General features: G+C 51.9%; 21 protein-coding genes and 3 pseudogenes. 22 read left to right on the plus strand and 2 right to left on the minus strand.

The genetic code is table 11. From position 1 onward, the window contains the following. Positions 1-148: 148 nt before the first annotated feature. The 7 genes and pseudogenes from CCU_RS01935 (at position 149) to mobQ (ending at position 7,607) form a co-directional block, all read left to right on the plus strand. Complete coding sequence (locus CCU_RS01935) at positions 149-1,963, plus strand: ABC transporter ATP-binding protein (RefSeq protein WP_015533361.1); 1,815 nt, start codon at positions 149-151, stop codon at positions 1,961-1,963. Positions 1,964-1,965: 2 nt separating this feature from the next. Further along, positions 1,966-3,702, plus strand: a complete 1,737-nt coding sequence (locus CCU_RS01940) for an ABC transporter ATP-binding protein (RefSeq protein WP_015533362.1) — start codon at positions 1,966-1,968, stop codon at positions 3,700-3,702. Between the two features lie 512 nt (positions 3,703-4,214). Further along, positions 4,215-4,628, plus strand: a complete 414-nt coding sequence (locus CCU_RS01945) for an RNA polymerase sigma factor (RefSeq protein WP_015533363.1) — start codon at positions 4,215-4,217, stop codon at positions 4,626-4,628. 103 nt (positions 4,629-4,731) lie between these two features. After that, entirely contained in the window at positions 4,732-5,184 is a 453-nt protein-coding gene (locus tag CCU_RS01950) for a hypothetical protein (RefSeq protein WP_015533364.1), read from the plus strand. A 10-nt stretch (positions 5,185-5,194) separates the two neighbouring features. Then, positions 5,195-5,655 (plus strand): annotated as a pseudogene (locus CCU_RS01955) (RNA polymerase sigma factor). Between the two features lie 28 nt (positions 5,656-5,683). After that, positions 5,684-5,974, plus strand: a complete 291-nt coding sequence (locus CCU_RS01960) for a DUF3847 domain-containing protein (protein ID WP_015533365.1) — start codon at positions 5,684-5,686, stop codon at positions 5,972-5,974. An 82-nt stretch (positions 5,975-6,056) separates the two neighbouring features. Next, the gene (gene mobQ, locus CCU_RS01965; RefSeq protein ID WP_015533366.1) at positions 6,057-7,607 is read left to right on the plus strand and encodes a MobQ family relaxase; all 1,551 of its coding nucleotides are present in this window, start codon (positions 6,057-6,059) and stop codon (positions 7,605-7,607) included. 106 nt (positions 7,608-7,713) lie between these two features. Here the strand turns inward: mobQ and CCU_RS01970 are convergent, their stop codons facing one another. Both CCU_RS01970 and CCU_RS01975 read right to left on the minus strand, forming a co-directional pair. Next, positions 7,714-8,004 (minus strand): type II toxin-antitoxin system YafQ family toxin, encoded by a 291-nt coding sequence (locus CCU_RS01970; protein WP_015533367.1) that lies wholly within the window; start codon positions 8,002-8,004, stop codon positions 7,714-7,716. After that, entirely contained in the window at positions 8,001-8,279 is a 279-nt protein-coding gene (locus tag CCU_RS01975; protein ID WP_005924829.1) for a type II toxin-antitoxin system RelB/DinJ family antitoxin, read from the minus strand. The genes CCU_RS01970 and CCU_RS01975 overlap by 4 nt, the downstream gene beginning before the upstream one ends. A gap of 126 nt (positions 8,280-8,405) precedes the next feature. Between CCU_RS01975 and CCU_RS01980 the strand changes: the two genes are divergently transcribed. The 15 genes and pseudogenes from CCU_RS01980 (at position 8,406) to CCU_RS02050 (ending at position 18,866) form a co-directional block, all read left to right on the plus strand. Beyond that, positions 8,406-8,804 carry a cysteine-rich VLP domain-containing protein gene (locus tag CCU_RS01980; RefSeq protein WP_015533368.1) on the plus strand — a complete coding sequence of 133 codons (399 nt, stop codon included), beginning with the start codon at positions 8,406-8,408 and terminating at the stop codon, positions 8,802-8,804. A gap of 113 nt (positions 8,805-8,917) precedes the next feature. Beyond that, positions 8,918-9,670, plus strand: a complete 753-nt coding sequence (locus CCU_RS01985; protein WP_015533369.1) for a phage replisome organizer N-terminal domain-containing protein — start codon at positions 8,918-8,920, stop codon at positions 9,668-9,670. Beyond that, positions 9,667-10,530, plus strand: a complete 864-nt coding sequence (locus tag CCU_RS01990; RefSeq protein ID WP_015533370.1) for an ATP-binding protein — start codon at positions 9,667-9,669, stop codon at positions 10,528-10,530. The genes CCU_RS01985 and CCU_RS01990 overlap by 4 nt, the downstream gene beginning before the upstream one ends. Before the next feature lie 64 nt (positions 10,531-10,594). Then, the gene (locus CCU_RS01995; RefSeq protein WP_005924807.1) at positions 10,595-10,768 is read left to right on the plus strand and encodes a transposon-encoded TnpW family protein; all 174 of its coding nucleotides are present in this window, start codon (positions 10,595-10,597) and stop codon (positions 10,766-10,768) included. Between the two features lie 77 nt (positions 10,769-10,845). Further along, positions 10,846-11,211 (plus strand): hypothetical protein, encoded by a 366-nt coding sequence (locus CCU_RS02000; RefSeq protein WP_015528457.1) that lies wholly within the window; start codon positions 10,846-10,848, stop codon positions 11,209-11,211. A 95-nt stretch (positions 11,212-11,306) separates the two neighbouring features. Then, a pseudogene (locus tag CCU_RS02005) lies at positions 11,307-12,024 on the plus strand (VirD4-like conjugal transfer protein, CD1115 family); the annotation flags it as partial. Positions 12,025-12,139: 115 nt separating this feature from the next. After that, positions 12,140-12,514 carry a hypothetical protein gene (locus tag CCU_RS02010; RefSeq protein ID WP_015533374.1) on the plus strand — a complete coding sequence of 125 codons (375 nt, stop codon included), beginning with the start codon at positions 12,140-12,142 and terminating at the stop codon, positions 12,512-12,514. Between the two features lie 75 nt (positions 12,515-12,589). Further along, a pseudogene (locus CCU_RS02015) lies at positions 12,590-12,820 on the plus strand (hypothetical protein); the annotation flags it as partial. A 436-nt stretch (positions 12,821-13,256) separates the two neighbouring features. After that, positions 13,257-14,297, plus strand: a complete 1,041-nt coding sequence (locus CCU_RS02020; RefSeq protein ID WP_015533375.1) for an AAA family ATPase — start codon at positions 13,257-13,259, stop codon at positions 14,295-14,297. 426 nt (positions 14,298-14,723) lie between these two features. Then, a complete protein-coding gene (gene mobV, locus CCU_RS02025; protein WP_015512778.1) occupies positions 14,724-15,689 on the plus strand; it encodes a MobV family relaxase in 966 nt (321 codons plus the stop codon). Positions 15,690-15,697: 8 nt separating this feature from the next. After that, complete coding sequence (locus CCU_RS02030; protein WP_208728468.1) at positions 15,698-16,552, plus strand: ParB/RepB/Spo0J family partition protein; 855 nt, start codon at positions 15,698-15,700, stop codon at positions 16,550-16,552. 44 nt (positions 16,553-16,596) lie between these two features. After that, positions 16,597-16,821: a YdbC family protein gene (locus tag CCU_RS02035; protein WP_015512779.1), complete on the plus strand. Its 225-nt coding sequence runs from the start codon at positions 16,597-16,599 to the stop codon at positions 16,819-16,821. A gap of 22 nt (positions 16,822-16,843) precedes the next feature. Continuing rightward, positions 16,844-17,035, plus strand: coding sequence for a hypothetical protein (locus CCU_RS02040; RefSeq protein WP_015533376.1), 192 nt, complete (start codon positions 16,844-16,846; stop codon positions 17,033-17,035). Then, positions 17,036-18,724: a recombinase family protein gene (locus CCU_RS02045; protein ID WP_015533377.1), complete on the plus strand. Its 1,689-nt coding sequence runs from the start codon at positions 17,036-17,038 to the stop codon at positions 18,722-18,724. It begins immediately after the preceding gene. Beyond that, positions 18,699-18,866, plus strand: coding sequence for a hypothetical protein (locus CCU_RS02050; RefSeq protein ID WP_015533378.1), 168 nt, complete (start codon positions 18,699-18,701; stop codon positions 18,864-18,866). The genes CCU_RS02045 and CCU_RS02050 overlap by 26 nt, the downstream gene beginning before the upstream one ends. Positions 18,867-18,875 lie beyond the last annotated feature (9 nt).

Here is an 18,875-nt window from a genome sequence, read left to right on the forward strand (position 1 = left end):
ACAAAGCTAACTGTTTGGTAGCTTTGGGCGATTTTTTGCCTTGTGCAAGAGATATGGAGTAGCAAGCAATTTCAAAGGTTGATAAAATGAATGGTGAGGTTAGAAGTTACTAACCTCACCATTTCACATTTTAAGGAGGGTTTATGCTATGTCAAACGCAAAGTCAAAACAGGCAAAACCAAAGACGGGTTTGGCACGATGCATGGAATTGGCTTCTGACAGAAAGGGCCTTGTATTTTTAGCTGCGGTTCTTTCGTCACTGGCGGCTATTGCTTCGTTCATCCCGTACATAGCGGTATATTTTATGATCCGCTCGATTATCGGTGTTTTCCCGAACCTTGACCAACTGGATATGGGAATGGTCATGAATTATGGCTGGCTGGCATTGGCCGGAATTGTGGCGAATATCCTGCTGTACTTTCTGGCTATTTTCAGCTCTCACATGGCAGCTTTCGGAACACTGTACGAGTTAAAAGTTCTTTTTGCAGATCATATTACAAAAATCCCGTTGGGGTATCATCTGACGATTGGCAGTGGCCGCCTGCGTAAAATCATGGATGAGAATATAGAGAGTGTGGAAGGGTTCATTGCCCATCAATTCCCGGATTTCGTGGCGTCTGTCACAGCCCCCATTGTCATGGTCATCATTTTACTGGCCGTTGATTGGCGGTTCGGGCTTGCCTCTTTGGTCGGTATCGTTCTGGCATTTGTTGCGGAGTTTATTGGCTTTGGCAGCGGCGAGATGAAAGAAAACATGGGCAAGTATCAAAAAGCCATGGAGGAAATGAACAACGCTTCTGTGGAGTATGTTCGTGGAATGTCGGTTGTGAAGGCATTTAACCAGACGGCATCCTCTTTCAAAAAGCTCAAAGAAGCGATTACCGGATATACAGAGTGGGTCCTGAAATTTTCCCTGGGCTGGCAGAACTGTATGCCCGCCTTCACCACAATCATCAATAATGTTTATCTGATCCTTGTACCTGTCGGAATTTTAATCGGCTCCAGGTCGGATGATTTTGCTGGGTTTGCCATGACCTTCATTTTCTATCTGCTCTTTGTACCCGCAATTTCCGGTGTGTTGAACAAGATCATGTATATCTCCGAGTCGTTCATGCAGATTGATGGGAATGTGGCGCGTATGGATGAAATTCTAAATATTCCTGAAATGCCAGAAACGAGCCATCCCAAGAAACCCACCAATGATGATGTTGCTTTCAAGAATGTCAGCTTTTCCTACACGGGAGACACACACGAAAAGGCGCTGGAGGATGTTTCCTTTGTTGCAAAGCAGGGTCAAATTACAGCCATTGTTGGGCCGTCCGGCGGTGGCAAGAGTACGATTGCCAATCTAATTTCTCGTTTTTGGGATGTATCTTCCGGCAGCATTACCATCGGCGGTGTAGATGTGCGCGATATGGCGGAGGATGACCTGATGCGCCATGTCAGCTTTGTGTTCCAGGATATTTTCCTGTTCAAGCAGAGTATCTTGGATAATATCCGTATGGGCAACCCTTCGGCCAGTGAGGAACAAGTGATTGCGGCAGCGAAAGCAGCGCAGTGCCACGAGTTCATCTCCAAACTGCCCAACGGGTATCACACGGTGGTCGGCTCCAAAGGCATCCATCTCTCTGGCGGTGAGCGTCAGCGGATTGCCATTGCGCGGGCCATTATCAAAGACTCGCCTATCATCGTTCTGGATGAGGCAACGGCGTTCAGCGACCCTGAGAATGAATACCTAATCCAGAAAGCCTTTGAAAAGCTGATGCAGGGTAAGACAGTTATCATCATCGCACACCGCCTCTCCACGATCCGCAATGCAGATAAGATCATCGTCATGGAGAAAGGACACCTGGTCGAAGAAGGAAAACATGACGAGCTGGTGACCGCAGGCGGACGCTATGCACAGATGTGGAACCACTATACAGAAGCGATTGGCTGGAAAGTCAGCGGAAAGGCGGTGTAACTATGAGCAGATTACAAAAAGCTCTCTTTTTATCAGACAAGGGTTACGCAGATCTGAAAACAGCAATCTTCGCCTGCACATTGACGAACCTGGCTATGCTTCTGCCGTTCTGTGTAACTGTTATGATTTTCAGTGAAATTCTGACACCCTTTGTCAGTGGCGGCTCCATTCAGTGGAACCATATCTGGATGCTGTGGGGCGCAGGTATTGTTTCGGCCATCCTGGTATTTCTGGCCGCCAAAAACGATTACCGCAAAACCTATATTGCCTCGTATAAGGAGTCGAATACGACCCGGCTGCGGATTGCGGAGCATCTTCGGAAACTCCCTATGAATTTCTTTAACACCAAGGACCTTTCCGAACTGACCACGAATATGATGGCAGATTGCAGCAGCATGGAGTCCCTGCTCAGCAGCACGATCCCTCCGCTGATTGCAAACGGCATCACGGTGACCTTGACCTGCATCCTGCTGGCCTTCTTTGACTGGCGGCTTGCTCTGTGCGTATTCATCACGGTTCCGATTGCCTTCCTCATTATCTGGCTCAGCCGGAACCATCAAAAGAAACTCTTTGAAAAGCAGGTTGACGCAAAACTGGCTGCTTCTGACCAGGTACAGGAATACTTGGAAGGCATGAAGATCATCAAGTCCTGCGGGCTGTCCGGCTCTCATTTCAGCGCGTTGGATAAAGCTCTACTGGCGATGAAAAAGATCGCCATCAAGGTAGAAATGGCTGTCGGCGTGTTTATGTCCAGCGCCAGCATGATTTTGCAGGCAGGTATTGGCATTACAATCTTTGTCAGCGCTATCCTCCTGACCAGTGGACAAATTGAACTGCTGCCTTTGCTCATGTTCCTGCTGATGGTCACGCGGATTTATGGCCCTATTTTGGCAATCCTGGCGAATTTGTCCTCGTTACTGAATTTGAATGTAGTTACAAGTCGTATGCGTACCCTGCTCACCACTCCTGCAATGGACGGTGACGGGAAAACGGTTCCGACCTGCGATATTGAACTTTCCCATGTGACTTTTGCCTACAATCAGGAAGATGTCATCAAAGATGTTTCCTGCAAAATCCCCCAAGGGAGCGTGACTGCCCTCGTTGGGCCGTCCGGTTCCGGTAAAAGCACGATTTCCAAACTGATTGCCCGGTTTTGGGATGTTCAGCAGGGCAAGATCACCGTGGGCGGCAAAGACATCAAGAGTATGGAGCCGGAAAGCCTCATGTCTTATATGTCCTTCGTGTTCCAGGATGTGACCCTGTTCAATGATACGGTTATGAATAATATCCGTCTTGGCAATCCAAACGCAACAGACGATCAGGTAATTGCTGCTGCCAAAGCCGCCTATTGTGATGAATTTGTCCGGGAGATGCCGGACGGGTATCAGACGGTTCTCGGTGAGAACGGCAGCACTCTTTCCGGCGGTGAGCGCCAGCGTATTTCCATCGCCCGCGCCTTGTTGAAAAACGCTCCCATTATTCTGCTTGACGAGGCAACAGCATCCCTTGACCCGGAGAATGAGGTTCTTGTGCAGAAAGCGATTGCAAAACTGGTGGAGGGAAAGACAGTCATTATGATTGCCCACCGGCTTCGTACTGTGGTGGACGCCGACCAAATTCTTGTCCTTGATAACGGAAAGTTGGTAGAATATGGAACCCATGAGAAACTGATGAAGAAAAACGGCCTGTATCATAAGTTGTTCCATATCCAGCAAGAGAGCCTGGGTTGGGCGGTATAACTTTTGCAATCAAGAGGCATTTGCACAGGAATAAACCGAATAAGCCAAGCGATCCTGCCCCGCAAGACGGGGAAAGAAAAAAACCGTTGCAGGGCAGGCAGCTTCGTGCGCTCATAATGGATTTTCCGGGTACTGCGGCGGTTTTGAGTAACATCAAGGCCGCCGTTTCTTATGCCCTCAACAAAGGAGTGACGCCCATACGTTGACACGGCGGCTTTAGGAGGGAGCCGCCATGAAGCACACTGACCGCCGACAAATTCAGACGATATTTCACTACCGTCAAAAAAAGCCCGGCCACCGGACAGGCCCCGTCTGGCAGCCAGTGCGAAAATTGTCACAATATAACTGAATACCGTGTTTTTTGCGCTCGAATAGCTTCATGCTGTCCGGGCGTTTTTTCATACCTATGGGGCCGGAACATCGGGCCAACATGGCCCGAACCTTGCCCCCGGTGCCGTTCCCCGCCACCTCGTTCAGATTTTCCCGCAAAAATCTGAACGGAGGAAAGGCCGATGGAAGTCACCATCAATTATAACGGACAAGCTGTGACCGTGGAGGTTACGCTGGAAGTCTATGAATTTCTTGACCGGGCCGATCACAAAACGGAGAACCTGTTCCATGAACAGCGGCGGCATTGGGATGGCCGGGAGTTTGACGAGTACATCATTACCACCGAGGGTGTAGGAGCCTACGGCGAAACGCCGGAGGAATACCTTTGCCGCATGGAAACGCTGGGCGAGCTGATGGCCGTCCTGGACACCTGCACCGAGGCCCAGCGCCGCCGGTTCCTGCTCTATGCCCTGGAAGGTTTGAGTTACGCGGAGATTGGAACGATTTGCGGCTGCTCAAAGTATTCTGTCCGGGACTCCATTATCGCGGTCAGAAAAATTTTCAAAGATTTTTTTGAAAACAGACCCCACGAATGACCTGTTTTCGGGCTACCAAGTGAAAGGGATTGTTTCCCTTATCCCAGCGGGAGGCGGACAGCGGACAAGCTGCCCGCCTCTCCGATTTTCAGGAGGTAAGCCTATGAAAACAATCAATCTGCGGTGGATGTATCCCCACTACCAGCATGACAAGTTTGTGGATGTTACGGACGAGGTATGGGCAGCGATGTATCAGGCCCAGCGGGAGATGGAGAACTATGAGCGCCGGAAAGTCTACCACAGCGCCTACTACTCTCTGGACGCATACAGCTGGCTGGAAAATTACGCACTGGAACACAGCAGATCGCCGGAAGATATTTTGCTGGAACGAGAAGAAATGACCACCCGCCTGCGCCTGATAGCAGCTCTGCCGGTGGCTATGGATCATGCCACTCCGACACAAGCACGCCGTGGTCACGCCTACTATATTGCTGGTATCAAGCAGCCGGAAATCTCTCGGAGAGAGGGCGTCCACAGCAGCAAGGTCAGCGTTGCCATCCATCGTGGTCTGCGAAATATGCGCCGCTGCTATGCTGACCTTTTTCAAACAGAGTGAGGGCGTGCCTATGCAGACCATCAATCTCAAACAATATTATCCATTTTGCAAAGAGGACATTTTTGTGAGGTGTCCGATGAGATCGTCGAAGCGTTTCTTCTGGACAAGAGAGCCGAGGCCGCCAGAGATCGCAAGATGTTCCGGCATAAGGCGTTTTATTCCCTCGATTGTAACGATGGAATCGAAAATGCCGCCATCGGCTGGGCGCAGCCATCGCCGGAGGACTACCTGATAGAAAAAGAAGAATTAGCCGAATACGAAGAACTGATACGGCGATTGTACGAAGCCATTTCTTTCCTGCCGCCTATGCAGGCTCGCCGTGTCCATGCCCGCTATATGCTGGGTATGAAAGTGAAAGATATTGCCGCAATGGAGGGTATCACGCCATCACAGGCGGGAAAATCCATCCATGCCGCACTGCGGAGGCTGCACCGGTACTTTGCGCGTCAGAAATGGACGGTCAATCTATGAGTATTTCCAAAGAAAAGAGGTGCCTGACATGAACGAAAAAATTACAGCCCACCCCCAAAAAGAAGAACGGGAGAAAGTCCTGAAGGAGATTCGGCAGCTTGAGAACCGCCAGAAGATTTTGGAGAACAAGCAGCGGAACGAGGAACGCAAGGCCCGCACCCGCCGCCTGATTGAGCGTGGGGCCGTTTTGGAGGGCATTTTCCCTCTGGCCCCCGACCTTCCCGGCGCAGAGATTAAAGCGTTCCTGATTGCCCTGTCCCATCTTCCGGGGGCTGCGGAATTGACTGCAAACCTGCCAAAATCCGGGGACACGCCATAAGTCCCTTGTTTACAAGGGCGCACTTATACACCGTTGCCGGTGCTGTGCGCCCTGCCGGGGGCTGTTGCGTACTTCGTCCGCGATGGGGCGCTACACTCCCCAAACCCCTTGTGCGCCCCGCGCAGCCAAACACCCGCTTCGCGTTTGTTCGGCTCCACGGAGCCTGAAATATCCCCACCGAAAGGAGGTGCCACTCATAGATTTTTGCCATATTCCCGTCAGTATCATCAAGCGCAGCGAGGGCCGTTCCGCTGTTGCCGCAGCCGCCTACCGAAGCGGAACCAAACTGACGAATGAATGGGACGGCCTGACCCATGATTACACCCGGAAGGGCGGCGTTGTCCATGCGGAGATCATGCTGCCCGCCCACGCCCCGCCAGAGTTTGCAGACCGCTCCACCCTCTGGAACAGTGTGGAGCAAATCGAGAAAGCCAGGGACAGCCAGCTTGCCCGCGAGATCGAAGCAGCCCTGCCCCGTGAACTGTCCGGCGAACAACAGCTTGCCCTTGTGCGCGCCTATGTGAAGGACAACTTTGTAGACAAAGGAATGTGCGCCGACTTTGCTATCCATGACAAGGGAACCGGCAACCCCCATGTCCATATCATGCTGACGCTCCGGCCTCTGAAAGAAAATGGACAGTGGGGCGCAAAGTGCCGCAAGGCATACGATCTGGACGAGAATGGACAGCGTATCCCGGATGGAAAAGGCGGCTGGAAAAATCATCGGGAGGATACGACCGACTGGAACGATAAAGGGAATGTGGAGATTTGGAGGGCAGCGTGGGCGGCCTACACCAACCGGGTGCTGGAATCTGCCGGTAGACCGGAGCGTATTGACCACCGCAGCTACAAGCGGCAGGGCATTGATAAAATCCCCTCTGTCCATCTGGGGCCAGCGGCCAGCCAGATGGAGAAGCGCGGCATCCGCACAGACAAGGGCGAAGTAAACCGGCAGATCGCTGCCGACAACAAGCTGCTGAAAGAAATCAAAGCCCGCATTACCCGTCTTTATCGCTGGTCGAAAGCCGAAGCAGAAAAACCGGAGGGCCAGCAGCCCAGCATGATTGACTTGTGGGAGGCCCAGCAGCAGCTCAAGCGGCCCGACACCCGCACCGGCAAAATCCGGGCTTTACAGGAGAGCGCCGCCCTGTTCAGCTTTTTGCAGGCAAACGGCATCCAATCCATGCAGCAGCTCCATGAAAAAATCGCAGATATGAACACCCGTTACTATGACCTGCGGCGAGAGATCGTCAAGGCTGAGCGCCGGATCGCTGTCCTCACCGAGCGCGGGGAGATGTGGGCGCAGTACAACGAGTATAAGACTGTCCACAAGCAGCTTGCCAGGGTAAAGCCGGAGAAGCGGGAACTGTTCGAGCAGCGCCACAGCCGGGAACTGATCCTCTATGACGCGGCGGCCCGGTATCTGAAAGAACTGAAAGCCAGCGGCGAGGAAATCACCCCGAAGGAATGGCGGCGTGAGATCGACCTGTTGACCGCCCAGAAACAGGTGGACAGCATCGACATGAAAGCTATGCGGGAGGAGCTAAAAGCTGTGGAACGGCTCCGCAAGGCCGCCGACCAACTGGCCCGGCAGGAACGGGACAAGCCCCGCGACCGGGGGCCGGAGTGGTAAAGGGTACGGCGCTTTGCCGACCCCTTTCAGGTGAGTCGCGTTTCACGACACCCTTTTGCACACAGAAAAACCGCCGTACAGGTTTCCCCATACGGCGGCAGATGGTTTATTTGCCGAACAAGTCGCTGTGCGACCCGGTGCGGGCAAGCGTCAGCACCAGCACATCATCCTCGATACGGTAAATGAGCAGCCAGTCCGGGAGAATGTGACATTCCCGATGGCCTGCCCAATCGCCGGACAGGTCATGGTCACGGTTCTTATCCGGCAGCGGCTCGCCCATCGCCAGCAACGCTACGACCTGCTCCAGCAGCTCAATCTTCAAGCCACGCTTTATGGCTCGTTTGTAGTCCTTTTTGAAACTGGTCGTGTACTTGACGGTATATTTGGTTTCTTTCATCTTTTCAGGTCAGCAAATAGCTCGTCAAGGTCATTGTAGCCCTTTACAGACGGGTCTTTTGCAATCCTTTCCGCTTCCAGCATGGCAGCAACCGTTTCTTTGTTCGGCTGTTCCAGCCTTACTTCAAAGGGAATGCCGCCTTCACGAAGCGACTGACGCACAAAGATGTTAAACGCCGTAGTCAGGTTCATGCCAAGTTCAGTAAACAGTGCGTCCGCCTGTGCTTTCAAATCTGCGTCCATGCGGATACTGATGTTTGTGGTATTTCCAGCCATACGATCAACCCCTTTCTGCTGGCAATTATAGTATATGCCATTTGCACGAAGAAAACAATACTTTGCACGAATATTTAATAATAAATTCATTCAAGGAGGTTACCGGCTTTATGAAAGAAATCATTTATGAAGAACAATAAGTCTGAACCTATCCCAGTCATGGATTACCGCCAGTACCGCAGAGTGCGGAGGCTGGTGCATGAGTGCTGTAACTACATCGACGGAAACTGTATCGCCCTGGACGATGGGGAGGAATGTGTCTGTGTCCAGTCTATTTCCTACTCCCTGTTGTGCAGGTGGTTTCGGACGGCGGTATTGCCGCAGGATAAGGAACTGGAAACGGCGCTGTTCCACCGGATGAATGCGAAGAAATGCGCCGTATGCGGGGCGCTGTTTACCCCCGGTTCCAACCGGGCCAAATACTGCCCGGAATGTGCCGCACGCATGAAGCGGATCAACGCTGCAAAGCGCAAGCGGAAACAACGGGAGAAATGTCACGCTTTAGGGGCTGAAAAACCCTTGTAAATCAAGGATTTTTTCGAGGGTGTCAAAGGCAGGCTGATAGATTTATCCTCCGACCCCTAAAACGGCCTTAAAATGCGTACAGAATCCCAAGAGAAACCCCAAGGAGGAAACCTATGTCAGACAATCGAAAATATTACTACCTCAAGCTGAAAGAAAACTTCTACAACAGCGAAACGATGGTTATTTTGGAGAGTATGCAGGATGGCCTGCTGTACTCCAATCTGCTGCTGAAAATGTACCTCATGTCACTCAAAAGCGGCGGTATCCTCATGCTCAATGACCATCTGCCCCACACGCCCCAGACCATCGCCACCTTTACCCGCCATCAGGTGGGGACGGTGGAACGGGCCTTGAAGGTGTTCCTTGAATTTGGCCTTGTGGAGATTTTGACCGATGGGGCCTACTACATGACCGACATCCAACTGCTGATCGGCCAATCCTCTACCGAGGGGGAACGGAAAAAGAAAGAGCGTATGCGATTGAAGCGTCAAAAACTGCTCCCATCCGGCGGGGCGGACATTTGTCCACCATATAGCCAGGGGGACATTTGTCCACCAGAGATTAGAGATAAGAGATTAGATATTAGAGATAAGAGTATAGAGAATAGAGAGAGTGAGAGCGCCCGCGCCTATGGCCGTTACCAGAATGTTTTCCTGACGGACGAGGAACTGGCAGACTTGCAGGCCAGTTTTCCCACTGTATGGGGCCAGTACATCGAAAAGCTGTCCGAATACATGGCCTCTACCGGTAAGCGGTATCAGAGCCATGCCGCCACCATCCGGCGCTGGGCCGGTGAGGACGCGAAAAAGGCGGCCCCGCCCACCCGCAACCGTGATTACAGCGTAAAGGAGGATGAAACCGTATGATGGAGATTACCGCAGAAATCCGGGCGCTGATCGACAAGGCAGCCGCCGGTATGGAACTGGCCGGGGACGAGTACATAGACCCGGCAGACGGCCTCATTCACTGTAAAAAGTGCGGCGGCCAGAGGCAGACCGTTGTGCCATGCTTTGGGAAACCCGGCTACTTCATGCCCCGCTGTATCTGCCAGTGTCAGCGGGAGGCCGAGGAACAGCACAAAGCCGCCGAGGAACGGCAGCGCCGCATGGAGCGCATCAAGCGCCGGAAGGCACAGGGTTTGCAAGACCGTTATCTGTACGACTACACATTTTCCAATGACAACGGCCAAAATCCCCTGATGGACAAGGCCCGCGCCTACGTGGAGAACTGGAAGGAGGCATACAGGAACAACACCGGCCTGCTTCTGTTTGGGGATGTGGGAACTGGCAAGTCCTTTTTCGCCGGTTGTATCGCCAACGCCCTGCTTGACCGGGATGTGCCGGTGCTGATGACGAACTTTCCCACCATCCTGAACCGTCTGACGGGAATGTTTTCCGAGGACAGGGCCGACTTTATCGCCAGCTTTGACGAGTACGACCTGCTTATCATTGACGATCTGGGTGTAGAGCGCAGTACCGAATATGCTATGGAGCAGATGTTTTTCGTCATCGACAGCCGCTATCGCAGCCGCAGACCCATGATTATCACAACAAACTTGAAACTGTCCGAGCTGAAAAACCCGCCTGATCTGGCCCACGCCCGTATCTATGACCGTATTCTGGAACGGTGTGCGCCGATTCTCTTTGACGGGAAGAATTTCCGGGAAGAAAATGCCGGTGCTACCCGACAGGCAGCAAAAGACATTGTAAACAGTAAGCACGATTGATTTTTTACCGGGCGGCACAGACCCGTTCGGAGAAAGGAGCGCCATGAACAGAGAACCCCGTACTATGCAGGTGGCAGACGCCGCTACTGCGTCCAGAGCGCCGGAAAACACGCCAGCGATGGTAAAGAAAATCGGCAAGACAACCTACAAGGTTCATGTCCATTTCAGCAATACCAGCACAGAAACCATGAGTGATAAAATCAAGCGTATGCTCAAAAATGAAATTCAGCAGATGTGACAGACTGATAAACGAAGCCGCCTTGTGCTAAACTGATGATGGTACGCACCAAAATTTTTGTCAAGGAGGATACGAAAATGCTTTACACAGAAAAAGAAAAACATGAAATTGAGCGGGTAAAGGAGGTCTTTGCGGAACATCTGCGGCAAAGCCCTGATTTTGAACTGCTCTGGTCGGACAAGGTAGGCTATGTCTGGCTGACGATTGGCGTCAATCCACTTTATGTGGATACTGGCATCAGGATAGAATCAGCTGCTGATCTCTGCGGCAGGTGTTTGGATGATGTTGCTACGGATGTTTTATATATGACGGGCAACGATCATGCACTGGAAGCCGCCGATCCGCTGGAATTGGCCGAAATCAAGCGGCGCTGGGAGCTATATATCAACCAGCTGCCGGACTATGCGTATCTCTGCAAAGACCTGCTGGACGGAAAAATGTAAGCTGTTAAACGAGGTGTCAGGAGCCATACAGTGCTTCTGGCACCTTTTTTGTGGATTTTTTGTGAATTTGATTAAAAAGTCCTTGACAATTTGTCTCTGGAAAGACCGCCAAGTCCATCCTGATCAGTGTAGGTGTCCGGCTGGCAGCCTTCAATCTGCCGCAGATCGCCAAGCTGACCAATACTGATGAACTGGATCTTTCCAGCATGGGAGAAAGAAAAGTTGCCCTTTTCTGCTGTATCCCGGATGCAGACACCTCTTTGAATTATCTGGTAGGCATGATCTACAGCCAGCTTTTCCAGACGCTTTATTACATGGCAGACCGTGTGCATGGCGGTGCCCTCCCGGTTCCGGTCAACTGCATCATGGATGAGTTTCCAAACGTATCCCTGCCAAATGAGTTTGAGAAGATCCTGGCAACCTGCCGATCCCGTTCCATTTACTGCAGCATCATCATCCAGAACATGAGCCAGCTAAAGGCTCTGTTCAAGGACTCCTGGGAAAGTCTGGTGGGCAATTGCGATGAGTTTTTATACCTGGGCGGCAACGAAAAAGAGACACACAAATATGTATCAGAATTACTGGGGAAAGAAACCATAGACACCAATACCTACGGGCAGACCAAAGGAAAATCCGGCAGCTACTCCACCAACTTCCAGCAGAGCGGAAGGGAGCTGTTACAGCCGGATGAAGTCCGTATGCTGGACAACCAGAATGCCCTTCTGTTTATCCGTGGGGAGCGGCCCATACTGGATGCCAAGTATGACCTGATGAAGCATCCCAACATCCGGTATACCGAGGACGGCGGTGCCGGACCGTTCAACTATGCGAAAGCACCGCTGGCGCATGACGATTTTATGTTTGATGAAACAAGATATGACGATTACGAACTGCTTCTGGATGAGGACATCATCGGGGAGCTTTTTTGATGGGAGGAATGCCAATGAATTTACTGAAAAATAAGAAACACACAGAAACCAGGAAAGAGACCGCACCGCTGAAGATGAAGAGAGGGCAGAAGAAACTGTTTGCTCTGTATGCAGTCATGGTACTGTCGATCTGCATTGGGGCGACCTGCGTTTATGCCGCAGGCGATCCGCTGACCGTAGTCAATAACCTGTCCACGTTTATCTTTTCCCTAATCCGTGCCATTGGCCTGATCCTGCTGGGATTTGGTATCGTGCAGGTCGGCCTGTCCTTAAAGAGCCACGATCCGAGCCAGAGGGCAAACGGATTTCTGACACTGGCAGGCGGTATCATCATTACTTTTGCAAAAGAGATCCTGGACCTGATCATGGGATAGGAGAAGAGACCAGAAGGGGAGCCATGCGAAATGCCGGCTCCCTGTTCACTTTTGCAGGATGGGAGGTGAAACTGTTTGAGTGATAACTGGATCGTACAGAATCTAAATTCTGCCTTGCAGACCTGGAGCGACAAGCTGGCTGAGATCTGGACACTGCTGACGCAAAGCCCGGAGAATTTCAAGGGCGGGGCGATCTGGAGCGTGATGACGAACATCAACGGTGGACTGAAAGCCATCGGGTACGGCCTGCTGGTTCTGTTCTTTGCGGCGGGGCTTGTGAAAACCTGTGGGAGCTTCACGGATGTGAATTTCTGTTAGAGAACATATACAACTGAATACGGATTTATCCGATGGCAAGCACTTGCAACTATCCGAGAAAAGAACGGATATATGCAGGTGCTTTTCTTTTTCAAAAAATCAGAACACAGTGTCCAAAATCGGCTATCCGCACGGGCTGTAAGGTAGGGGGCAAGTCTGCCCGTCTGTACCTTGAAAATTTCACAGCAGCCGCCAGAGGGATACCTGCCGCAACGGACAGTGCCGCCATGATACGAGCGCACCCATTGCTTAATCCATGCACAGCATAGGCAGAGGCAACGCCGCTTTGGGAAAGCGTGGAACTGTATGGAATGGCTGTGCTTACATATCCCCGTCCTTATGGCGGAGATATAAAAATTTTAAGGAGGTCGAATGCCTATGGACAAGTATGCAACAACCAGACGAAAGCGGAAGGAGGACGCCCATGCAAAAGCTGAACATGGTGGACGCAGATACCTTGCTCTATCAGCCGCTTGACAAGCCACGCTTTGTGGTGGACGGTCTTATCCCCACGGGGCTGATCCTGTTCTGCGGCTCACAGAAAATCGGCAAAAGCTGGCTCATGCTGAAACTCTGCTTATGCGTGTCGGCGGGGCTGCCTTTCTGGGAGATGGAGACACGGGCAGGCGATGTGCTGTACCTCTGTCTGGAGGATACCTTTTTCCGCATACAGGACAGGCTTTTTCGTCTGACAGACGAGGCGGACAGCCGCCTGCACTTCGCTGTGGCGAGCTGCAAGCTGACGGACGGGCTGATCGTGCAGTTGGAGGACTATCTGAAGGAGTACCCCGACAGCAGGCTCATTGTGATTGACACCTTGCAGAAGGTACGCACCGCCTCAAAAGACAACGCCTATGCCAGTGATTACGGGGATATTTCCCAGATTAAGGAGTTTGCCGACCGGCATTCCCTTGCGGTCATCGTTGTCCACCATATCCGCAAGCAGAACGACAGCGATGTGTTCAACAAGGTATCGGGGACAACAGGGCTGACGGGGAGCGCAGACGCTACCTTTGTACTGGAAAAGGAAACCCGTGCGTCCGACACCGCAAGGCTCTACTGTGTGGGCAGGGATATTGAGTATCAGGAGTTTGTCCTGCGTTTCAGGGAGTGCAGTTGGGAGATGGTGGAGCGAAAAGGTCAGGAGCAGCTTGCGAGGGAAAGCATACCGCCTGTCCTTTTTCGGCTCGTAGAGTTCATGCAGGACAAAGAAAACTGGTGCGGCACAGCCACGGAGCTTCTGGCGGCGATGAAAGAAACAGACACCCCACCCACCGTCATTACCAAGTGGCTCAATGAGTATCGCACGACTTTCTTAGCGGACAACCATATCGGGTATGCGTACCGCAGGAAGAAAGAGGGCAGGCTGATTGCGCTCACAAAGCAGTCGGGTGACAGTGATGACGGTGGTGACGGCGATGTCGGGATACCCCTTGCGTCTGTCACTGACACCACAGCAAAGTGAAATCTATCGCTCTTGCCCTACGGGTGGCAGGCGTGGCGGAGATGACAATGCTTTTTCGATATGCGCCCTGCCACCCTGCGGGAGAACACCCCGCAAACGCTCCGTGCAGGCGTGGGCTTTTCTCGCTTCCCTCGGCTCGTAAAGCCACCCCTGCGGCTGAAAAAACCGCCCCGGTTTTTACAGCACGCTTTTGCAGGGTGTAACACACTACACCTTGCAGGCAAGGAGCGTGTGCCAGACGTTCCCTCTGGACTCCCTTTATGCAGGGCTTGCGCCCTGCTCCCCGTCGCCTACGGCTGCGGGAAAAGGCGGTGCCGGTGACAGTGCTGTGCCATCTGGGAGGGTATCCCATTACCACCGTCATCACTGTCACCACCGTCACCGCCCAAAGAACACCCGCCGAAAAAAGAAAGGAGTTGAACGCTTATGCCTTACGCAATCCTGCGTTTCCAGAAACGCAAGGCAGGCTCTGTGGCTGCCTGTGAACGCCACAATGAACGGAAGAAGGAGGCGTACAAGAGCAATCCCGATATTGATATGGAATGCTCCAAGTACAACTATCATCTTGTGCCGCCGCCACGCTACACCTACAAAAAAGAGATTAACCGTATGGTGCAGGAGGCAGGCTGCAAGGTGCGCAAAGACAGCGTGATGATGGTGGAAACCCTCATTACCGCCTCTCCTGAATTTATGAACAGCTTACCGCCAGAGGAACAGAAAGCCTACTTTGCTATGGCTTTGGACTTCATAGCGGAGCGTGTGGGAAAGCAAAATATCCTCTCTGCTGTGGTGCATATGGACGAGAAAACACCCCATATGCACCTTTGCTTTGTGCCGATTACGCCAGAGGGAAAGCTGTCTGCCAAATACTTTTTAGGCAACCAGAAGTCTTTATCCGAGTGGCAGACCGCCTACCATGAGCGTATGTCCGCACGGTGGAATGAGTTGGAACGGGGGCAGTCCTCAATGATTACGGGGCGAAAGCATATCCCCACATGGCTCTTTAAGCTGGGCGGCAGGCTGGATAAACAGTATGAGGAAATCGTGGCGGCGCTGTCCGATATTAACGCCTTTAACGCAGGGAAGAAACGGGATAAGGCGCTCTCCCTGCTTTCCGCATGGCTGCCGGAGGCGGAAAAGTTTTCACGGGAGATCGGGAAACAGAGCGCCTATATCGACAGCCTCAAAAAGAAAATCGGGCAGGAAAGCGACTATGCGGGGCAGCTGCGTGACGAGAAATACGCAGAGGAATTAAAGGTGCAGAAAGCCAATCAGAAGATATTTGAGTTGCAGCGCACCAATCAGCAGTTGGAACGCCTGCTCAGGAAAATCCCGCCCGAAGTGTTGGAAGAATTGCAGAAATCGAATAGAAATAGGTCAAGAGAAAGGTAGGAAAGCCATTGAAAAAACAGGATTTTACCGTGTTGAAGATTGAGGATTTACACCCGTTCCCCGATAACCCGTTCCGTCTGGTGGAGGACGGACTGCTGATGGAAATGGCGGAGAGTATCAAAGAGTTTGGTGTGGTAACGCCCATCATAACCCGCCCGAAGGAGGACGGGAACGGGTACGAAGTCATCGCAGGGCAGCGGCGTGTCCGTGCCTCACAGCTTGCAGGGATAGAGACAATCCCTGCTTTTGTTTTGCCCTTAGACCGTGACCGGGCGATTATTACCCTTGTGGACAGCAATATCCAGAGAGAAAATATCCTGCCGAGCGAGAGGGCTTTCGCTTATAAGATGAAGTTGGAGGCGATGAAAAGGCAGGGATACCGCACGGATTTAACTTCGTCCCAAGTTGGGACGAAGTTGCGGATGGACGAAACGGTGGCGCAGGGCTTTGGTATTGGAAAGACCACCGTACAGCGATATATCCGTCTGACCGAGTTAATCCCGCCGATTTTGCAGATGGTGGACGAGGGGCAGATTGCCCTTACCCCTGCGGTGGAACTGTCTTTTTTGAAGAAGGACGAGCAGGAAAACCTGCGGATTACGATGGAGAGCGAGGACGCTACCCCATCTCTTTCGCAGGCGCAGCGCATGAAAAAGTTAAGCCAGATGGGGCGGCTTGATATGGATACCATCTTTGCGATTATGACCGAGGAAAAGGCAAACCAGAGGGAAACCGTGAAAATCGGTATGGACAAGCTGCGGAAATATTTTCCCAGAGGCACAACGCCAAAGCAGATAGAAGATTGTATTATCCGCTTATTAGAGCGTGAATTACAGAGAAAACGAAACCGTGACAGCCGATAATCTTCTTTTCTCGGCGGGTAACGGACAGAAAGGACAGGTCTTTGATGAAAGAAATCCAGTATGAAATCGTAAAAGAAATCGCTGTCCTCTCCACAAGCGACAGCGGCTATACAAAGGAAATCAACCTGATTGCGTGGAACGGGAACGAGCCGAAGTACGACATCCGCAGCTTTTCCCCTGCCCGTGAGAAATGCGGCAAGGGCATTACGCTGACAAGGGCGGAGGCGGAGAAACTCCTTGCAGCTCTGAAAAAGGAACTAAAACAGTGAGATTTTGAAGGGAGGTATGCCTATGGCAAAGACAGCGATACGCCCGAAAATCATCGTGCAAGCGGCTTACACGGGCGGCGCAGATATGCGGGAATTGTTTATTTCCCTGCTTGTAAATGAGGTGCGGAGGGGAAACTCCTCTCCCCGCACCTTTGAGATATTCAAACTTCCGCAATACAATGAGGGCAGTACAGATACAAAGGAGGCGAGCTGAATGGCAATGTTAAGGGCGGCTCTGTACTGCCGCTTATCAAAGGACGATATGCTGCAGGGCGACAGCGAGAGTATCAAAACGCAGAAAGCCATGCTGACGCAGTACGCAAAGGAGCATGGCTTTCTGGTGGTGGAAATCTATGTGGACGATGGGTACAGCGGCTTAAATTTTGACCGTCCGAGCTTTACCCGTATGCTCGATGACATCGAGGCGGGAAAGATTGATGTGGTCATTACGAAAGACTTATCCCGTCTGGGGCGTGACCATCTGAAGGTCGGACACTTCACGGAGATTTACTTCCCGATGAAGAATGTGCGGTATATCGCAGTCAATGACGGTGTGGATACCGCCAACAAGAACAACGATATAGCGGCTCTGAAAAATGTGATGAACGAGTTTTACAGCCGGGATAATTCCCGCAAAATCCGTTCCTCTATCCGTGCGAGGGCAAAGGCGGGGCTGTACCGTTCTTCCTTTAACCCCATCGGCTACCGTAAATCCCCCGATAACCACAACAAGCTGATGGTGGACGAGGAAACAGCGTGGATTGTGAAACGGATCTTCGAGCTTGCCAACACAGGCATGGGAACGCACAAAATCGCTGCTGTGTTCCGTGAGGAACAAGTACCCTGCCCGTCATGGTGGCTGCACAGCAGGGGCGAAAAGGACTACTCCAAGCGGTTTGAAAATCCAGAGAACAAATATGAGTGGTCGCACACCGTCATACGCAATATCATTTCCAATCCCCTTTATCTGGGGCATTGCGTGATGTGCAAGACCGAGAGTATCTTCAAGGTCAACGCCTTAAAGAAAGTACCAAAAGAGGACTGGATTACTGTGGAGAACACCCATGAGCCGCTTGTGACGCAGGAGGTTTTTGACGGGGCAAACGAGAAGATTTTGAGCCGCAGGCGGGATACCGCCGATAACTTTGTCTCTCCCTTTGCGGGGCTTGTGAAGTGCGGCGCTTGCGGAAAGGCGTTAGGTTTGCGTTACTGGACGGGGAAAAGGCACAGGATTTATGTGTGTACCACTTACGCCCACGATACCAAAGCCTGCACAGACCACCGTATTTTCTATGAGGATTTATACAAGGCGGTGCTTGCGGATATTCAGTACCACGCCCGTCTTGCCTATGAGGACAGGGAGAAAGCGGTGACTCTGGCAGTGAAGATGAACACCAGAGCAGACGGAAGCAAAGGGAAAAACAATGCCGACAGACTGAAAGCGGCAAAGAAACGGTATGAGGAAGTGACGAGACTGTTTGACCGTCTGTATGAGGACAGTGTATCGGGGCGTATCTCCCATGACAATTTTAACCGTCTGATGGATAAGTACCAGACCGAACAGGAACAGCTTTTAGGGCAGATACAGGCTTTAGAAGCCGCCATGCAGGAGGTTAAGGACAATCAGCAGAACGCTGTCAGGTGGGCGGAATTGATGGCGCAGTATGTGGGGATACAGGAATTGACTGCTGAAAATCTCAATCTCCTTGTGGAGAGGATTGAGGTCTATGACCGCACGGAAACCAATGCCGGGGCAGAACAGATGATTAAAATCTGTTACCGCTTCGGCGGCTACATAGGGGAACGGGTATTTTCCGCAAAGGTGCTGAAACACCCTTGCAGGAAAAACGCCTGCCCTCTCAAAGAAAGGAAAGGCTATGGGAAAATATCACTTGTATCTTAGCGAGGAAGAAAGGCAGCTTGTTCTCCACGCCCTGATTGACTTCCGCAATAAGCTGCTTGCGGCGGGCAGATATACGGACTGTGTGGACGAGCTGCTGATAAAGGTCATGTATGCAAAGGCGAAAAGGGTAAAAATACGGTAATGGAGGAAA

This window comes from Coprococcus sp. ART55/1, assembly GCF_000210595.1.
Lineage (GTDB): Bacteria > Bacillota > Clostridia > Lachnospirales > Lachnospiraceae > Coprococcus > Coprococcus aceti.